The following is a 17,767-nucleotide window of genomic DNA, read 5'->3' as shown; positions in this document are numbered from 1 at the left end:
AACGTTCATTTGCTTTGTAAAAGCTGTATTTTTATTTTGAGTTAGCAACAAAGTTGCAGGAGAAGTCATGACCACCAAGCCGCTAGATGATAATTCATCTGATGCTATACCAGGAGCGGATACTCAAACCGTGTCCGATAGCTATGAAAATCTTCATAAACCCAGCTCTGAGTTTGAAAGCCGCGACGCTTATCTAGAGCACGAACTGCAAATTATGCAGCCAAAACGCTGGCGTCCAAATTTACCGTTTAGAGATTATCGCTTTGAATTTGAAGACACCATTCCAGCAATGGCCGCTACTATAGGTAAAGTAGTAATGGTAGCAGCCATTGCTGCCACGTTTGCAGGCCCTTTGGGTTTAAGTGATGGCTTTGTACTTGAAAACGTACGCTACGAACTTTTAATTGTTTCGCTATTTATTTTACTATTTTCTGGCTTTATTTTACCGACCGCTAACTTAGCGGGTACTCATGGCCCACTCATTCCATTAATTCCTATTGTGGTTGCCGCAGGCGGACACCCTATGGCCTTTGGTTTGCTCATAGGAGCCTTTGGATTGATATTAGCATTTAGTAAAGGCGGCAGTCTCATGGCCAAGCTCACCAGTAAAGGAGTGTGTGGTGGCCTACTTCTTTATTTGGGCTTTGTGGGTACCATTTCACAAGTTAAAAAGCTGTTTGCATGGGCTGAAGAAATTCAAATGACCCATATTGCCTTTATCGTAATCTTAGCCACAATTTTACTTTATGCTTTATTGGAGCATTACAAAAAACGCTGGTTAGCCGTGCCACTGAGCTGTTTAATTGGTGGTTTTACTGCTTTTGCATTGGGTGCACCGTTTGAGTTTCATACTGCACCGGGCTTACCAAACATGAACCCTATGTACTGGTGGGGCGAAAACACCGGCTGGATGCTTGGCTTACCAACAGCTGAAAGCTTTGTAGTTGTACTTCCTTTTGCAGTTTTAGCGGTTGCTATGTGGTCTCCTGACTTTTTAGGCCATCAAGTATTTCAAAAAATTAGTTACCCTGAGCGTACTGAAAAAGTACAAATGAATATTGACGATACCATGCTTAGCGCATCAACAAGACAAACCTTTGGCTCGCTTTTAGGCGGTGCTAACTTTGCGTCATCTTGGGGCACTTACATTGTTCCTGCTGCTATTGCAAAACGCCCTATTCCTGCAGGCGCAATTTTAACTGCGTTATTTTGTATTATCGCGGGTGTTTGGGGCTATCCAATGGACTTAGCTATTTGGCAGCCAGTATTGTGTGTTGCATTAATTGTAGGGGTGTTCATTCCACTACTTGAAGCGGGTATGGAAATGACCCGTGAAGGTAAAACCACCCAATCAGCCGCCATTGTGGTGTTTGCATCAAGCCTAGTAAACCCTGCATTTGGTTGGTCATTAACTATGCTACTTGATAACTTGGGCCTTATTGGCTGTAAAGAAAGAAGTGCTGATTTATCGCGAATGAGTCGCTGGGTCATCCCACTTATAATGTTTGTGTTATTAACCGGTGTAATGGCACTGGTAGGTATGCTGCCAGGCATTCCTGCGCTAATGCCAAGCTTTAGACATTAATTCCTTTATTAAACAGCAAAGCGAGCTTTAATAGCTTGCTTTTTTTGTACTTATAAAAAACCAGCACAGTGTTCCTGCAATAATAACCCCTGAAGTGACAGTCCCTGAAATAATTACAAGCCACCCTGCAGAATTTTTATAAAGCTCGCCACCAGAAAAAAACCTTACGCATCAAAAAACCATAACCAATTGATATATATTAAAAACTTAACATTTCACTTTCTGGTATAGGCTTTGCACCTTTATGAGTGAACGTTAAAAATCATTTTATTAGTAACGCTTTTAAAATGAAAAATCATCACTCTTAATAAGGAGCTAATTATGAATAGCGATCGTATCGAAGGAAATTGGAAAGAACTTAAAGGTAAAGCGCAACAAAAATGGGGCGATCTTACCAACGATGATTTAGATAAAATTGAAGGTAGCCGTACCGAGCTTGTTGGTAAAATTCAGCAAAAATACGGTAAATCCAAAGATGAGGCCGAGCGCGAAGTAAATGACTTTGAGAAAGGTCATTAATATAAAGCGTGTTAACAGCTTTACTTGCTAATAAAAAACCGCCAATTGGCGGTTTTTTTGTTGGTAAATAATAAAATCACTAGATTTAACATATTCGGTAATTCTTTGAATTAACCAGCCTGTTTATTATTTGAAATCGACGTCAAAAGTTCAGATATCAGCTGCCTATCTATCTGAGCATTTCTTTCACTCAGTTTATGAATAAACTCTAAAGGTATAAGCCCATGTGATTTTTCTTTAATAGTAATACTCGCGCCTTTATCAATTAAAAGTTGCACTAAACCAAAGTCATTAAGCAAAATAGCCGAGTGTAGAGGTGATAAACCATCTATGTCACTTAACGTATTTACTTTGATTCCTTTAGAAATAAAGTATTCGATATAAGCATCGCGCTTATCTATATCTTTAATCTCAAATAAAAATGCTAGACCAGCGCCTGATTCAAGTGATTCAATATCACTCTTATCGGCTCTATAATTAAGTAAGTAATATTCACAAGCATCACTTGGGATGTAATGAGTATTCTCATCAGTGCTGCAAATAATAACATCTTCAATATCACTATTGATGAGCGAATATAAAGCAACTGTAGAATATCCAACAGATAATAAAAGTAACAAATAAATAGTAAGCTTTTTCACCTCCCCCCCCCCAGATTCCTTAACTATTAGCATCAGTGTATGCAAGCATAACGAAGTAATTATTTACAGAATTAAGCTCAACCTTATTTATTTTGCCAGCGCTAGTTTTACTGCTGCTTCGGCATGTATTTTGGTAGTATCGTAAAGCGGAACCTGCGTATGTTGTGGCTTTACCAACAAGGCGATTTCAGTACAGCCTAAAATGATGGCCTGCGCGCCTTGCTCAAATAATCGCTCTATAATACGCACATAATCGGCTCGCGAATCGTCATCAATAATCCCTTGGCATAACTGCGAATAAATAACCTCGTGCACACGCTTTCGCTCATTAGGCTCAGGTATTAATACCTCAATGTTATGCTTATCGGTTAAACGCTCTTTGTAAAAGTTTTGCTCCATTGTAAATTGCGTTCCCAACAACCCTACTCGCGTAATGTTATCGTGCTTTAGTTGCTCGGCGGTGGCATCGGCTATGTGCAAAATAGGAATGGTAATATTACTGGCAATCTCATCGGCCACTTTATGCATAGTGTTGGTACAAATAAGTAAAAAGTCGGCACCACCAGCCTCAACAGATTTAGCCGCCTTGGTGAGTAACTTAGCTGTTTGTTGCCAATCGCCTTGATGCTGTAGTGCTTCAATTTTTGCAAAATCGACGCTCACCATACAAATTTTGGCTGAATGTAGTCCACCCAATGAGTTTTTAACGCCTTCGTTTAAGGCTTTGTAATAGCTGGTTGTAGACTCCCAACTCATACCTCCGAGCATGCCAATCGTTTTCATAAAATTGCCTTGTTTAAAGTGGTTAAGAGCAGCAAATTGCTAAATAATTTTTTACATTGACAGTAAGCAAAGAAGTAAGATGCAACTCATGCGACTACAGTTATTGTTTTAATATTTATATATAAGATAATTCAATATCTACTTTTACCACATCATTTTTAATAGCCCATTGAAAAGCTTCACTATTTTCAATAAACGCCCTAAGACTATCAACCTCATTTAACGCAGAACACCACTGACTCGTTGTTGAAAGCGCAAATGCAGCCTCGCTTGGTAAAAATTTAAAAGTCGTACTAAGTTGCTGCATAGCATCTGTAGCTTCATCTATGTCGTCTAAATCAGGAATAATTTGGCGTGTAATATCAACAATAAAGTAGTCTTTACTAAGGCTATCTTCCCTGCACTGAAAAAGAAGCATATCGCCGTCATACTCTAAATTAGTATTTTCAATTCGGTAGCTTTCATATAAATCAATAACCAGTTTAATCAACTGTTTAACATTATAGTTTTTATAAAATTCAGATCTTTCAATTTTAAGTTTTATATCTTCTATTTTCATATTTTATATCTAATTCTGTTTAATCATTAGTAACTATGTACTCTTTTCGCTACTGTATTAACCTTTACTTACAGCGCCTTCAAATAACAATTGCTTATCGTTTTTATATACTTCAAGCCAACCAAGTGAAGATGTATCGCAACCAATAATAGTGACATGTAACACGTAACTGTAACGTCCATTTTTAAACGTATAGTGATGATTGCCGCCACTACCCTCAAAGGTAATATCACCATTAATTAAAACGATATCAGGCTTGTCGCTTGGGCTTTTATCAATGCTCCACGACGCATAGCGGAAGTTTCCATCGCCTAAATCATCAATGCGAACACGATAGTTAGCTGTTTTCCAATCAAGTATTGGTTTTTGAAAGGTTTTAATACTTGAATGGAGTGATTGTTTATCTTGAGCGATTAACTTTTCTGCATGTGCTTGCTCAGTGGTATTTTGTGTATTCACAGCAATAACTTTGCCGTCTGTGTCTACCCACATTACGCCGTTATTTAGCATAATGCCGCGCCAACCTACGTTATCCCAATCGGTATTGATATTAGAGCTGCCAATAACGGCAACAAGTTCCTCATCAAACACTTCATCAAAGCGGTTAATAAACTCAGCTTCATTTTTAATATCAGGAAGTGGATACTGCCTTTTTAGAGGGTAGCGAATATGCGCAGCAATCGCAGTTTTATCATGCGTTTTAAAAGCAGCAATAACAGGTAAAACACTCTCGTGATACTTTTGCTCAAGCGCAAATGTGTTCGATGTGAAAAATAGAGATAGGCAAAGTAATATGTAATTTAGATACTTCATTGATAGTCCTTTATTCAAAGTAATAGAATAGATTTATAAAGAGATTAAATGTGTAACTCCTCTTAAGGCTTAGCCTTTACTATTTTTTAAAAAGGCAGCAAATTTGTGAGGCGAACTATCATAAAATAAACGTATTATACTTTCTGTTTCATCTTCATTTTTATCTATAAAGATTTTGAAGGTGTTACGCTTAAAAAAAGGTCCAAGAAAGCGCCTTCGGATGGAAACACTGGTAGAAATGCACCATAAACTTTTTTCTAGGCAACTTATTTGTAATGAAGCCTCATTATCCCCTAAAGCTTGAAAAAATAAAATTTTCATGGCGGATTCTGAATTCTCATTCTCCCAAATAAAACTTTTGAAAAAGGTTATAGCTTCACTAATGTTTGGTTGTAATGGAACATCCTGCTCCGTTTCCTCATCATAATACCCACAAAAAATATTTTCCATTAGATATTTTTTCCTTTTAAGTTATAAATTTCCGATTAAAGAAGCTAAAAGTCACATTAAATAAACCTTATAAACTATACAGTTTATTAATGAATATATAGATTATTAATCCGCATATAAACGAAGCTAGTACATTTGAATAAATTCGAACGTTATAGCTTTTCATAAAGCGCTCTTTTATTAAAGTTATGGGGATCAAAGCTAAGCACAAATAAGCAAACCAAGAGGATACAAATATATCTGCTAATTTAGATTGCATTAAGGGAGCGCTATTGCCATATCTTGCGTTACTTATCGCCTCAAAACTCTCACGATCGAATGCTATGGCAGCTACTGCAAATAAAAAAATTATATGGGTAAATAGTAAAACTAAATTTAAAGTACGTTTTAAGAAGCTAACTTCATAAGTTTTAATAGTCCGCGATCCTTGCATTTAGTTTTTCTACTCTTAAAAATTGATACGATGATAATATTTTTATATGAACTAAACCTGCTTTATGCTTTTGTAAAATTGACATAAGACACCTTACTTTTTTAACCTAAACAAAGCCTGCTACTTCGTTTTTCACAGTGAAAGACTTAAAGTGGAGTCTAGTTTATTTATTCTTGTAGGCACTCTTGTTAGAGGAACAGCTATGTGTTTAATTTATACCAATAGGATAACTAAAAAATTATAGCTAGTCTAAGAATTGCTAATAATGCATATGACGAAAACCGTATAAAGTTTAATCGTAATTTAATTGTATGCCTTATTTAAATGTTGATTAAAGGGAATTTAATGAAACACGAAAGAATAACGTTAAGTGAAAATATAAAGAGTGTATTTTTATTTGTTTTATTCTTTATCATCACCATAGTTTTACCGATTGCGTCATATAATGAATTAGTATTTGTCTTTGAGGCGTTAAATAAGCACCCGCTGATTTTTAATGAGAAAAGTTTTAGTGCGTGTTTAATTTTATATACGCCAGCATTTGCAATGCTTACTCGAATGATATTCTTAAAAGTAAGAAATATTGAAATAAAACCAGAGCTTCTAATTAAATGGTATAAGCTCTGTGGGATTACTTTAATTTTACTATTAATTTCAGTTCCTACTTATACTTACTTTATTGAAAGTAAAATTAAAAGTGAAGGCTATACGGTTTGTAATTCGTATAGCACTTCTAGGAGGGCAGATATTTGGGTTACCTCTCAACACTACTGCATTGAAAAAGGTTACAGAGTCAGCGAAGAAATAACAGATTGGTTAAAACAACAAACGACAGAACCAACACCAGAAGATGTTATAAAAAAAGTAGATGAGCTACTCGCCAATAACCCTTAAAGATTTTTTATGTGTAATTTAAAAAACGAGCCTAAATCGGCTCGTTTTTGTTTTACTGATAGCTGACAGCTAAAAACTGACCGCTTCAACTTTTGACCGCTGCTCTTTTACTCTGGCTCATACCCCAAGTTAGGCGATAACCACCTTTCAGCCTCTGCGATCGTCATATTAGTTCGCTTAGCGTAGTCTTCTACCTGATCCTTTTGCACAGCCGCTACAGCGTAGTATTTCGCTTGTGGGTGTGAGAAGTACCAACCCGACACCGCAGCACCTGGCCACATGGCGTACGAGCTGGTGAGCTGCATACCAATGCGTTTTTCAGTATCGAGTAGTTGCCAAATTTTCTTTTTCTCGGTGTGCTCAGGGCACGCTGGGTAACCAGGCGCTGGGCGAATACCTTGGTAGTTTTCGCGTATTAGCTCATCGTTACCTAGGTTTTCATCCGGTGCATAACCCCAATACTCTTTACGCACCTGCTCGTGCAAGTATTCAGCAAAGGCCTCGGCAAGCCTATCAGCAACCGCTTTTACCATTATTTTATTATAGTCATCTTGCTTGGCATCGAACGCATTGGCGAGGTCGTCTTCTTCTAAACCGCCTGTTACCGCAAACGCACCAAAGTAATCGGGTGTGCCTTTTGGCGCAATGTAATCGGCTAGGCAGTAGTTAGCAAAGTCGGTCTTTTCGGTTTGCTGGCGTAAATGACATGAGGTAGTTAATAGCTCTTTGCGGGTTTCGTCGGTGTAAATTTCTATATCATCGCCCACACGGTTTGCTGGGAATAAACCAATAACACCTAATGGTTGCAAAGTGCCTGACTTTTCAAGCTCATCGAGCATATCGTTGGCGTCTTTAAATAGACTTTGTGCTTGTTCGCCCACTACTTCGTCGGTTATTATGCGCGGATATTTACCGGCGATTGACCAGGTCATAAAGTACGGCGTCCAGTCTATGTATTTGCGTAAAGTCGCGATTGATACATTTTTAAACTCAGTCACGCCCAGCTTTTTAGGCACGGGTGGCGTATAGTTATCCCAATCGAGTTTTGCAGCATTATCGCGGGCGCGCTGTATGGTAACTGGTTTTGAGCGCGGCTTTTTGCGTGCTTGTTGTTCGCGTACTTTGTCGTACTCGGCGCTGGTTTTAGCTAAAAACTCTGCTTTATGCTCTTTTGATAATAAATTAGACACCACACCCACGGCGCGGCTGGCATTATTTACATACACCACGCCTTTGTCGTACTGCGGCTCTATTTTTACTGCGGTATGCGCTTTTGAGGTGGTTGCCCCGCCAATCATTAGCGGCAGCTCAAAGCCACGACGCTTCATTTCTTTGGCAACATGTACCATTTCATCAAGCGATGGGGTAATTAAGCCCGAAAGGCCTATAATATCGGCTTTTTCGTCAATTGCTGTTTGCAGTATTTTATCGGCAGGTACCATTACGCCTAAGTCGATTACTTCGTAGTTATTACATTGCAGTACTACGCCTACAATGTTTTTACCTATATCGTGCACGTCACCTTTTACGGTAGCCATAACAATTTTACCGTTGGTCGCGCCCTCTTCTTTTTCGGCTTCAATGAATGGGTCAAGGTAAGCGACCGCGCGTTTCATTACCCGAGCCGACTTAACCACTTGGGGTAAAAACATTTTACCCGCGCCAAATAAATCCCCAACCACGTTCATGCCGTCCATAAGTGGCCCTTCAATGACGTGAATAGGTTTATCTGCGCCAGCACGGCACTCTTCTGTGTCTTCATCTATAAAGGTGGTTATGCCTTTTACTAGGGCATGCTCTAGGCGTTTTTCAACCGACCAAGTGCGCCATTCTAAATCTTCTACGCGCTCAGCTTGCGCCATGCCTGAATATTTAGGTGCAAGTTCAACAAGGCGCTCACCTGCACCTGGGTCGGTGTTAAGAATTACGTCTTCTACGGCTTTACGAAGTTCTTCGGGGATGTCGTCGTAAACCGCAAGTTGCCCTGCGTTTACTATGCCCATATCCATACCCGCTTTTATCGCATGGTATAAAAATACCGAGTGAATCGCTTCACGTACTGGGTTATTACCTCTAAACGAGAACGATACGTTTGACACCCCACCCGACACTTTACAGTGCGGTAAATTTTGCTTAATACGGCGGGTGCCTTCAATAAATTCTACGGCGTAATTGTCGTGCTCTTCTATGCCGGTGGCAACGGCAAATATGTTGGGGTCGAATATAATGTCTTCTGGCGGAAAACCAATTTCGTCAACCAAAATACGGTAGCTGCGCTCACAAATTTCAAACTTACGATCGGCGGTATCGGCTTGGCCGTCGGTATCAAACGCCATCACAACAGCGGCGGCGCCAAAGCGTTTTATAATTTTAGCTTGGCGAATAAACGGCTCTTCACCCTCTTTAAGTGAAATGGAGTTAACAATGGCCTTGCCTTGAATACACTTTAAGCCTGCTTCGATGACTTCCCACTTTGAGGAGTCGACCATAATAGGTACTTTAGAAATATCAGGCTCTGAGGCAATTAAGTTTAAAAACTTCACCATGGCCGCTTTTGAGTCCAGCATGGCTTCGTCCATGTTGATATCAATAACCTGGGCGCCATTTTCTACTTGTTCGCGGGCCACATTAAGGGCGGTCTCGTAGTCTTCTTCCATGATCAAACGTTTAAACATGGCCGAGCCAGTTACGTTAGTACGCTCGCCGACATTGGTAAATACTGCAATTTGTTGGGTCATTGGCGGCTCCTTAATTTAAGTTACAGGCTTCTAGGCCTGACAGACGCATGCGCACTTCAAGCTCTGGTAATTTTCGTGGTGCTGCGCCTTCAAGCCCTTTGGCAAAGGCACGAATGTGCGCAGGCGTAGTGCCGCAGCAACCGCCAACAATATTAATAAAGCCCGATTTACCCCAATCTATAATCTCTTTTGCCATGTCATCTGCTTCTAAATCGTATTCTCCAAACTCATTAGGTAAGCCCGCATTAGGGTGAACAGAGACAAAGGTTTCGCACACGCGTGATAGCTCTTCAACGTATTGGCGCAGTAAATCTGGCCCAAGAGCGCAATTTAAGCCAATTGAAAGCGGCTTAATATGGCGAATAGAGTTATAAAATGCTTCGGTGGTTTGCCCTGAAAGCGTGCGGCCTGAGGCGTCGGTGATAGTGCCTGATATCATCACTGGTAATGTACGCCCTGCTTGTTCAAACGCCTCTTCTACCGCGAATGAGGCGGCTTTTGCATTTAGGGTGTCAAATATGGTTTCGATAAGTATTAAATCAGCGCCGCCTTCCATTAATGCAAGAGTAGACTCCACATACGCAGTCACTAACTTATCAAAGGTGATATTACGATAGCCAGGGTCGTTTACATCCGGCGATAACGAACAGGTTTTAGATGTTGGCCCTAACACACCCGCTACATAGCGCGGTTTTTCTGGGGTTTTAGCGCTAAATTCATCACATACAGTACGGGCTAACTTAGCTGACTCTAAATTAACTTCACGGCTTATGCTCGCCATGTCGTAATCTTCCATCGAAATAGTGGTCGAGTTAAAGGTGTTGGTTTCGATAATATCGGCACCGGCGGCTAAAAAGCTGCGGTGTATATCAGTAATTATTTCAGGCTTGGTTAGGCTTAATAAATCGTTATTACCTTTAATAAGCACGTGCCAATCTTTAAAACGTTCACCACGGTAGTCTTGCTCTTCAAGCTTATGCGCTTGGATCATGGTTCCCATTGCACCATCTAAAATTAAAATACGCTGTTTGAGCGCAGCGCTTAGCTGTTCATGCTTATTGTTTTGAGGATTATTCGGCATAGTTGTTAGTCCTTACGTCTTGGCTAACTAAGTTAATATCATAGGGTGTGGTTTGGTAAACGTAATAATTTAACCAGTTTGAAAACAGTAAAAACGCGTGGCTTTGCCATGTTTTAGACGGTTGTTTGCTGGCATCGTCATCAGGAAAATAGTTTTCAGGCTTTGGCGCATCGGGACTTTTTTGTAAATCGCGCTCATATTCGGCTTTTAAACTGTCGGCATCGTATTCGGGGTGGCCGGTAATAAACACTTGGCTGCCCGATTTATTTTTAAGCAAATACGCCCCTACTCGTTCAGAGCCCGCTAATACCACCAGCTCTTCACAGGCGTTTATTTTATTAATATCTATGTGGCCATAGCGTGAGTGGGGTACTAAAAAGGTATCGTCAAAGCCGCGGGTAAGTGCACCATGGGCAAAGTAACATTGATGGGTAAACACCCCGCAGAGTTTATTGTCTTTTAAATCGCGCTTTAAATTATAACGGTGGTATAAGGCCGCGTGGGCAGCCCAGCACGAAAACAAGGTAGAAGTTACATGTTGCTCGGCCCAATCAATAATTACTTTGAGCTCTTCCCAATACGCTACTTCTTCATACTCTAGATGTGCGAGCGGTGCACCGGTAATTAACAGTGCATCGTAGTTGTTGTTTTTTACTTCTGAGAAATAACGATAAAAAGTATCTAAGTGTTGCTCTGAGTTGCTACTACTGCGGTGCGTATCAAGGCGCAATAGCTCAACATTTACTTGCAGCGGAGAGTTAGCCAACAAGCGAATAAACTGTACTTCGGTTTCTACTTTATTAGGCATCAGATTAAGAATAGCCAAACGCATAGGGCGTATTTCTTGGGTTTTTGCACGCGTTTTTGGCATTACAAACACGTTTTCATGACGTAAACGTGCAATAGCTGGCAATTCGTCTTCTACTGTAATTGGCATTCTTAAAGCTCCTGCTCATAAAAACCGAGAGTTAATACGCTCTCATTATGAACAGAATGCCAAAAATATCAACCTCTAGATGTATGGATGTCTAAATGAAATTTAGGATAGTAAACGAAATTTATAGAAGCACTTAGAATTATTAAGTAATATTTTTTGAGTTGCGCTACCAGAGTCAGTAGCGCATGCGGTTTTAAAAACGATAATTTATAGAAAAGTTAAGAGCATAGATATTACCTTGAATTGCATCAAAATACTGGTATTCTGCAATTGCCTGCCAGCGTTGGCTTAACATGTAATCAACCCCCGCCCCAAATGTTTTGCCATCCTTATCGTAATTTTCCTCTGTAATGAGAAACTGATTTGTGTTTGAGCCAATAACTTCTTTTGCAAAACGGCTGTAGTCATCGTTATAGCTCAACTTATTTCTAGCGTATCCCGCAAATAAAAATACACCAACTCGGGAAGAAACTGGGTAATTAGCTTTTAAAAATATGCTTGTTTGTAATTGTAAGCCGGAACCAACTTGAGTATGTACAGGTTCGGAAGTAATTTTTCCTGTCAATGGTTCTTGAGTATAAACATCCCCATTTAATGGCGTTGGCTCCTCATTTAAACCAATACCCAAACGCCCTTCTAGTGCAAAATATGGTGAAAACTGATAACCTACTTGAGTATAAAACGTTGTAAACTGCAGGCTATCCCCTTCATAAACATCGAATTCGGTAGAGCCTAAGCCGAACCCTTGATAAGGTCCATTCACTCGCATTATCTCAGCGTTACTCGCAACTGAGTACCCTCCCAAAATTATTGCGCTTAGGGATACAAGCCATTTTAATTTCATAATTATTCCTTTAGTTTAGTATCTGGTGATGTTTTAAATACCTTTTATAAACGCCTAAACGCTCAATATAAAAATTCAAGTTGTGTTACGACAAAAGTGAAACCAAATTACAGCTCTAAAATTAAGATGTGCGCTTTTAAGAAAACGCAAATCAAGTTAGACTTAAACTTATTCATTATATTTTTCTTCTAAACAACTGTTAACACTATGCAGTTATTTAAATACCCATACAATTGATCAATACAATATAAAACAATTTACTACACTTTCTTACAGCCTACTTATTTTTGAAAAGCTACGCCATTCGTTGACTGTTTCACCTGTGAGCCACTACAATACAGCATTGAAATTTTTATTATTATTTGAAGGCTTCTTCCATGGTTTTACCTGATAAGTTTATATTCTCGATGAGTCGAGTATCTAAGGTTGTGCCACCAAAACGCACTATCTTAAAAGATATTTCGTTGCATTTTTTCCCAGGCGCAAAAATTGGTGTGCTAGGTTTAAATGGTTCTGGTAAATCATCACTACTTCGCATTATGGCGGGTGTTGATGAAGAGTTTGAAGGTGAAGCTCGCCCTCAACCAGGCACTAAAATTGGTTACTTACCGCAAGAGCCTGTTTTAGACGAAAGCAAAACAGTTCGTGAAATTGTTGAAGAAGCTGTAGGTGAAGTAAAACATGCCCTTAACCGCCTTGACGAAGTGTATAACGAATACGCAATGGAAGGTGCTGACTTTGACGCACTGGCTAAAGAGCAAGGTGAATTAGAAGCGGTTATTCAAGCCCACGATGGTCATAATATCGATAACGTTTTAGAGCGTGCTGCCGATGCACTTCGTTTACCTGAGTGGGATGCTAAAATTGAGCACCTATCGGGTGGTGAGCGCCGTCGTGTTGCTATTTGTCGTTTGTTACTTGAAAAACCAGACATGCTGATTCTCGATGAACCAACTAACCACTTAGATGCTGAGTCGGTTGCATGGTTAGAGCGCTTCTTACATGACTACGAAGGCACTGTTGTGGCAGTAACGCATGACCGTTACTTCCTTGATAATGTAGCAGGTTGGATTTTAGAGCTTGACCGTGGTGAAGGTATTCCGTGGGAAGGTAACTACTCTTCTTGGCTTGAGCAAAAAGATGCCCGCTTACAACAAGAGCAAAAATCTGAAAAAGCACGTCAAAAATCAATTGCACAAGAACTTGAGTGGGTGCGTTCAAACCCTAAAGGTCGTCAAGCTAAGTCAAAAGCACGTATGGCGCAGTTTAGCGAGCTACAACAGTCTGATTACCAAAAACGTAACGAAACCAACGAATTATTTATTCCACCTGGGCCTCGTTTAGGTGACCAAGTATTAGAAGTAAACAACTTACATAAAAGCTTTGGCGACCGCGTTTTAATTGATGACTTAAGCTTTAGCATGCCTAAGGGCGCTATTGTGGGTATTATTGGTGCCAATGGTGCAGGTAAATCAACGCTATTTAAAATGTTAAGCGGTGAAGAACAGCCAGATAGCGGTAATATCAGCATTGGTGAAACAGTGGAACTGGCAACAGTTGATCAGTTCCGTGGCAACATGGACGAAAGCAAAACAGTATTCCAAGAAATCTCTGACGGCCAAGATGTACTAAAAATTGGTAACTTTGAGTTCCCAAGCCGTGCTTACGTTAGCCGTTTTAACTTTAAAGGCAACGATCAGCAAAAGTTTGTTAAAGACTTATCTGGTGGTGAGCGCAACCGTTTACACCTAGCTAAACTGTTAAAAGCAGGCGGCAACGTAGTGCTTCTGGATGAGCCAACTAATGACTTGGACGTTGAAACATTACGTGCTCTTGAGAATGCTATTTTAGAATTCCCAGGTTGTGTAATGTGTATATCGCATGACCGTTGGTTCCTTGACCGTATTGCTACACACATTTTAGATTACCGCGACGAAGGCCAAATTAACTTCTTTGATGGTAACTACACTGAATACGAAGAGTGGCTTAAAAAGACTCTTGGAGCAGAAGCTGCACAGCCTAAGCGCATAAAGTATAAAAAAATTGGCTAACAGCCACAGTGAATAAGTTAAAAGCCCTGCATTTAATGCGGGGCTTTTTTATACGAGCTATTTTTATCTTTAAGCAAATTGGCGTGTTGGGCATTACCAGCTATGCTTATTATAAATAACAGCTTTATAAGATTATTATGCAAAACCGTCGGCAATTTTCTCGTATTATGTTCTCTACTGCAGCGCAATTAGTTATGGCTAGCAGCCAGTATGAATGCACTCTATTAGATATCTCTTTACATGGTGCGCTTATTACTAAAAGCGATACATTTACTGGGAACAAAAATGACGAAGCAGTACTACGTTTTACTTTGCCACAAAGCGATATTGAAATAAAAATGCCGGTGGTTATTCGTCACATAGAAGAAAATCATATTGGTCTTAAATGCCACAGTATTGATATAGACAGTATCACGCATTTAAAGCGTTTAGTTGAGCTAAACCTTGCCGATGAAACATTATTACACCGCGAGCTTGAAACGCTTATTCACCAAACATAAATAGACGCACTGCGTGAAGTTGATTACCATAACCAAAAATAATTAAACGACGCAGATATGAGTTTGAACCCCAATCTACCTTTAGTTTATCATCCTAACTACTCGTTTAGTTTTGATCCCAAGCATCGCTTTGTAATGAGTAAATTTGCTCAGCTACACCAGCATGTTAAAACCCTTGGACTTGCTGGCAGTAATATCACAGAACCACCACATGGTAGTGTAGAAGAGCTAGAAATAGTACATTGTGAAAACTACATTCACGATTTATGGCATAACCGCCTAGATGAAAAAGCCATGCGCCGTATTGGCTTGCCTTGGTCACAAGCACTAATGAACCGCACATTTACCGCTCCGTTGGGAACACTGCAAACCGCGCGTTTAGCACTTGAAACTGGACTTGCGTGCCACTTAGCAGGCGGCACTCATCATGCCCACAGTGATTTTGGCTCGGGTTTTTGTATGGTTAACGATTTAGCTTTTACCGCACAAACGTTAATTCAAAACCGGGAAGTTACCAACGTACTGATTTTTGATTTAGATGTTCACCAAGGCGATGGCACCGCAGCTATGCTGGCTCATCAACCATATGCGTTTACCTGTTCAATACACTGTGAAAAAAACTTCCCATTTAGAAAGTCCCCTAGCGATTTAGATATTGGTTTAGCTAATAATATGCAAGACGCTGAATATTTAGGTATTGTTGACGATACACTGCAATTTTTATTAAACGAGCTTAACCCGGATCTTGTTTTATACGATGCTGGCGTTGATATTTGGCAAGAGGATGGCTTAGGCAAACTGGATATTAGTTGGCAAGGGATAGAAAAGCGCGATCACTTAGTGCTTAAACGCTGCCTTGCAAATAATACTCCTGTTGCCACTGTGATTGGTGGAGGCTATGACAGAGATCATCAGCGCCTAGCAAAGCGCCATGGCATTGTTATAGAGCAAGCGGCTAGTTTTTAATTATATTTTTAACTGACTTGGCGTAATGCCGGTCCAACGCTTAAATGCTCGGCGAAAGTTAGGAATATCATAAAATGCAAGCCGATCAGCCACTCGTTCATTACCTTGCTGGCACACCCCCAGTAAATGCAGAGCTTTAAGTTTATTTTGCTCATCTTGTAATTGAGAGTAACTGACACCGTGTTGTTTTAACTTACGTTTAAACGTAGCAGAGCTCATGGCAAAATGCTCAGCACTGTTAGCAAGGCTGTTGTTTTTATCACGGTAAATGCGCTGGCACACAGCCTCAACAAAAGACTGTGATACATTCTTATGTAACTCACTTTGCGCTATGCACTGCAGCCACCTAAGCTGACTAGCCTCTGGGTTTGTGCACTTAAGTAGTTGTTTATTAAAATGCCAACGGGTATAGGGTTGTTCAAACCGTATTCGTAAGCCTAAGTGCTGCTCATATTCTTGAATATGCCGAGGGCGTTTACAGGTAAAGTCAAAATAACAATGTGGATACACATTACATACTCGTTTTAGTAAGCTCATTAACGCAGCGCTGTATATTTCAAAACAATAATTTTTTAATGACTCGTCAATACCGATACTCGGTTGCAAGTACAGATATAAATCGTCTTTAAATATATGCCTACGGGTAAATAATAAAGGGGCAATAACGGTACTAATTTGTTGTAATTGCTTCAAAGCCATACCTAAACTGGGGCTTAAACGCACACTTTGCACTGCTGGGCTAACGTCATTAACCAATTGATGACCCAGTAAAAAGCCACTATCATTACTCTTCATTAAGGCTTTAAACTGGCTAATTAAAGCCAATAACTGCGATAAACTAAAGCGCTGTGATAGATCATATAAATCTTGCTCAAAAATACCCGTACCACGCAGCAATTTATGCAGCGGGATCCCTCGCCCTTGAGCAAGTTCCACCAGCGCAGTGATCATTCCCTCCGCGCTGAGGTATTTATCATCTAGGCTAATATACTGCTGCACCTACAAGCGCCTTTTCTTGTTGTAATTGTTGATGTAACAGGCTGGTTTGCTGCACTGGATCTTGCGCTAAATCCATTGCCATGGTGGCGGTTAAAATATGCTGAAACTGTGCGCCTTTGCTTTTTGCGACTTTAAACGCACAATGGTTAAGCGCCGCTTTCATTTGCGCTAGTAATTCTTTGGCTTGGCTTTGGCTGGTATTCGGCATAAGCACAATAAAGCAATCGCCAGCATAGCGACAAAGCACATCATTTAACCGGCAATTCATTACTAATAAATCACTAATCTCTCTTAGTAACCTATCACCTTCACTAAAACCAAACTGCGCATTAAACTTTGCAAAATCACGAATATCAATAACACCTAAAGTGCCGCCTTGTTGCTCTGTTTGTTGTTGCTGCATGAGTGAATGTAAGTAGTTAACTCGGTATAACCCTGTTACCGGACAGACTTTTTCATGCTCTCGAAGATGCGCTTCACGACGACGCAATTGACGATTTAAAACAAATTGCTCTTGATGCCAATAATAAAGCCCTGCGCTGGTAAGCGACATACCAAACGGCGCTGGTAGTGACTCAAACCAGGTGAGCCATAATTGTGAAGGTTGTTTTAACCACTCATCAAGTAAATCGAGTGTGGCTGAGAACATAAACAAACCTAAACCTAATACTAATAAGGTAGTTACTTTGCCTGACGGGCGTGAAATTAGTAACGCAACTATCCAGCTGAGGGTCATCAACACTATACCGCCCTCACCAACAATATCGAGCCACGCAATTTCTTGCCATTGCTTAAGTTCGCCAAAGTAAGCGCATATTGCTACAGCAATAACCAATAATAAAATTATGGTGTTGGTTAATTTTGCATGGCTGGTAAATGGGTTATATCGCATTGTTTAAGTCTTCTAAGATTTACACTATTACGTATGCTAGCGCGGTACTGATTTATTAGGCAGAGTCATTTTGGCTCATTGA

At 40.1% G+C, this 17,767-nt stretch carries 17 protein-coding genes; 6 read left to right on the top strand and 11 right to left on the bottom strand.

The features are described 5' to 3' along the window. Positions 1-67: 67 nt before the first annotated feature. Positions 68-1,585, top strand: a complete 1,518-nt coding sequence (locus FHG08_RS08085; RefSeq protein WP_008464416.1) for a DUF3360 family protein — start codon at positions 68-70, stop codon at positions 1,583-1,585. 321 nt (positions 1,586-1,906) lie between these two features. Next, positions 1,907-2,104: a CsbD family protein gene (locus FHG08_RS08080; RefSeq protein ID WP_008111942.1), complete on the top strand. Its 198-nt coding sequence runs from the start codon at positions 1,907-1,909 to the stop codon at positions 2,102-2,104. 110 nt (positions 2,105-2,214) lie between these two features. On the opposite strand, the gene FHG08_RS08075 is transcribed toward FHG08_RS08080, so the two are convergent. The 5 genes from FHG08_RS08075 to FHG08_RS08055 all read right to left on the bottom strand — a co-directional run bounded on the left by FHG08_RS08075 (position 2,215) and on the right by FHG08_RS08055 (position 5,350). Next, positions 2,215-2,745 (bottom strand): ankyrin repeat domain-containing protein, encoded by a 531-nt coding sequence (locus FHG08_RS08075; protein ID WP_178955398.1) that lies wholly within the window; start codon positions 2,743-2,745, stop codon positions 2,215-2,217. A gap of 87 nt (positions 2,746-2,832) precedes the next feature. Further along, on the bottom strand, positions 2,833-3,528 hold the full coding sequence (locus FHG08_RS08070) for an aspartate/glutamate racemase family protein (protein ID WP_178955396.1): 696 nt from the start codon (positions 3,526-3,528) through the stop codon (positions 2,833-2,835). A gap of 115 nt (positions 3,529-3,643) precedes the next feature. After that, complete coding sequence (locus FHG08_RS08065) at positions 3,644-4,087, bottom strand: hypothetical protein (protein ID WP_178955394.1); 444 nt, start codon at positions 4,085-4,087, stop codon at positions 3,644-3,646. Between the two features lie 57 nt (positions 4,088-4,144). Beyond that, positions 4,145-4,900: a hypothetical protein gene (locus FHG08_RS08060; protein WP_178955392.1), complete on the bottom strand. Its 756-nt coding sequence runs from the start codon at positions 4,898-4,900 to the stop codon at positions 4,145-4,147. Positions 4,901-4,969: 69 nt separating this feature from the next. Continuing rightward, positions 4,970-5,350 carry a hypothetical protein gene (locus FHG08_RS08055; RefSeq protein ID WP_178955390.1) on the bottom strand — a complete coding sequence of 127 codons (381 nt, stop codon included), beginning with the start codon at positions 5,348-5,350 and terminating at the stop codon, positions 4,970-4,972. 778 nt (positions 5,351-6,128) lie between these two features. Between FHG08_RS08055 and FHG08_RS08050 the strand changes: the two genes are divergently transcribed. Continuing rightward, positions 6,129-6,677 carry a hypothetical protein gene (locus FHG08_RS08050; RefSeq protein ID WP_178955388.1) on the top strand — a complete coding sequence of 183 codons (549 nt, stop codon included), beginning with the start codon at positions 6,129-6,131 and terminating at the stop codon, positions 6,675-6,677. Between the two features lie 107 nt (positions 6,678-6,784). Here the strand turns inward: FHG08_RS08050 and metH are convergent, their stop codons facing one another. From metH to FHG08_RS08030, 4 genes are all read right to left on the bottom strand, one after another. Next, positions 6,785-9,415, bottom strand: coding sequence for a methionine synthase (metH, locus tag FHG08_RS08045; protein WP_178955386.1), 2,631 nt, complete (start codon positions 9,413-9,415; stop codon positions 6,785-6,787). 10 nt (positions 9,416-9,425) lie between these two features. After that, on the bottom strand, positions 9,426-10,496 hold the full coding sequence (locus FHG08_RS08040) for a homocysteine S-methyltransferase family protein (protein ID WP_178955385.1): 1,071 nt from the start codon (positions 10,494-10,496) through the stop codon (positions 9,426-9,428). Continuing rightward, positions 10,486-11,433, bottom strand: a complete 948-nt coding sequence (metA, locus tag FHG08_RS08035; protein ID WP_008111930.1) for a homoserine O-succinyltransferase — start codon at positions 11,431-11,433, stop codon at positions 10,486-10,488. The genes FHG08_RS08040 and metA overlap by 11 nt, the downstream gene beginning before the upstream one ends. A gap of 193 nt (positions 11,434-11,626) precedes the next feature. Continuing rightward, complete coding sequence (locus FHG08_RS08030) at positions 11,627-12,277, bottom strand: outer membrane beta-barrel protein (RefSeq protein ID WP_178955383.1); 651 nt, start codon at positions 12,275-12,277, stop codon at positions 11,627-11,629. Between the two features lie 377 nt (positions 12,278-12,654). Between FHG08_RS08030 and ettA the strand changes: the two genes are divergently transcribed. From ettA to FHG08_RS08015, 3 genes are all read left to right on the top strand, one after another. Beyond that, entirely contained in the window at positions 12,655-14,328 is a 1,674-nt protein-coding gene (gene ettA / locus FHG08_RS08025) for an energy-dependent translational throttle protein EttA (RefSeq protein ID WP_178955381.1), read from the top strand. A gap of 137 nt (positions 14,329-14,465) precedes the next feature. After that, on the top strand, positions 14,466-14,828 hold the full coding sequence (locus FHG08_RS08020) for a PilZ domain-containing protein (RefSeq protein ID WP_054202042.1): 363 nt from the start codon (positions 14,466-14,468) through the stop codon (positions 14,826-14,828). Positions 14,829-14,885: 57 nt separating this feature from the next. Next, a complete protein-coding gene (locus FHG08_RS08015; protein ID WP_178955379.1) occupies positions 14,886-15,794 on the top strand; it encodes a histone deacetylase in 909 nt (302 codons plus the stop codon). Here the strand turns inward: FHG08_RS08015 and FHG08_RS08010 are convergent, their stop codons facing one another. Both FHG08_RS08010 and FHG08_RS08005 read right to left on the bottom strand, forming a co-directional pair. Continuing rightward, positions 15,795-16,793, bottom strand: coding sequence for an AraC family transcriptional regulator ligand-binding domain-containing protein (locus tag FHG08_RS08010; protein ID WP_178955377.1), 999 nt, complete (start codon positions 16,791-16,793; stop codon positions 15,795-15,797). Next, positions 16,777-17,685: a GGDEF domain-containing protein gene (locus tag FHG08_RS08005; protein ID WP_109875604.1), complete on the bottom strand. Its 909-nt coding sequence runs from the start codon at positions 17,683-17,685 to the stop codon at positions 16,777-16,779. The genes FHG08_RS08010 and FHG08_RS08005 overlap by 17 nt, the downstream gene beginning before the upstream one ends. Between the last annotated feature and the right edge of the window lie 82 nt (positions 17,686-17,767).

It is taken from the genome of Pseudoalteromonas sp. Scap03 (assembly GCF_013393115.1).
Taxonomy (GTDB): domain Bacteria; phylum Pseudomonadota; class Gammaproteobacteria; order Enterobacterales; family Alteromonadaceae; genus Pseudoalteromonas.
This window is presented reverse-complemented; position numbering and strand designations above follow the sequence as displayed.

Coding starts and splice junctions, on each gene's coding strand:
- FHG08_RS08085 (WP_008464416.1), top strand. CDS start 68: ATGACCACCAAGCCGCTAGATGATAATTCATCTGATGCTATACCAGGA.
- FHG08_RS08015 (WP_178955379.1), top strand. CDS start 14,886: ATGAGTTTGAACCCCAATCTACCTTTAGTTTATCATCCTAACTACTCG.
- metA (WP_008111930.1), bottom strand. CDS start 11,433: ATGCCAATTACAGTAGAAGACGAATTGCCAGCTATTGCACGTTTACGT.
- ettA (WP_178955381.1), top strand. CDS start 12,655: ATGGTTTTACCTGATAAGTTTATATTCTCGATGAGTCGAGTATCTAAG.
- FHG08_RS08070 (WP_178955396.1), bottom strand. CDS start 3,528: ATGAAAACGATTGGCATGCTCGGAGGTATGAGTTGGGAGTCTACAACC.
- FHG08_RS08005 (WP_109875604.1), bottom strand. CDS start 17,685: ATGCGATATAACCCATTTACCAGCCATGCAAAATTAACCAACACCATA.
- FHG08_RS08040 (WP_178955385.1), bottom strand. CDS start 10,496: ATGCCGAATAATCCTCAAAACAATAAGCATGAACAGCTAAGCGCTGCG.
- FHG08_RS08030 (WP_178955383.1), bottom strand. CDS start 12,277: ATGAAATTAAAATGGCTTGTATCCCTAAGCGCAATAATTTTGGGAGGG.
- FHG08_RS08065 (WP_178955394.1), bottom strand. CDS start 4,087: ATGAAAATAGAAGATATAAAACTTAAAATTGAAAGATCTGAATTTTAT.
- FHG08_RS08080 (WP_008111942.1), top strand. CDS start 1,907: ATGAATAGCGATCGTATCGAAGGAAATTGGAAAGAACTTAAAGGTAAA.
- FHG08_RS08020 (WP_054202042.1), top strand. CDS start 14,466: ATGCAAAACCGTCGGCAATTTTCTCGTATTATGTTCTCTACTGCAGCG.
- FHG08_RS08060 (WP_178955392.1), bottom strand. CDS start 4,900: ATGAAGTATCTAAATTACATATTACTTTGCCTATCTCTATTTTTCACA.
- FHG08_RS08055 (WP_178955390.1), bottom strand. CDS start 5,350: ATGGAAAATATTTTTTGTGGGTATTATGATGAGGAAACGGAGCAGGAT.
- FHG08_RS08050 (WP_178955388.1), top strand. CDS start 6,129: ATGAAACACGAAAGAATAACGTTAAGTGAAAATATAAAGAGTGTATTT.
- metH (WP_178955386.1), bottom strand. CDS start 9,415: ATGACCCAACAAATTGCAGTATTTACCAATGTCGGCGAGCGTACTAAC.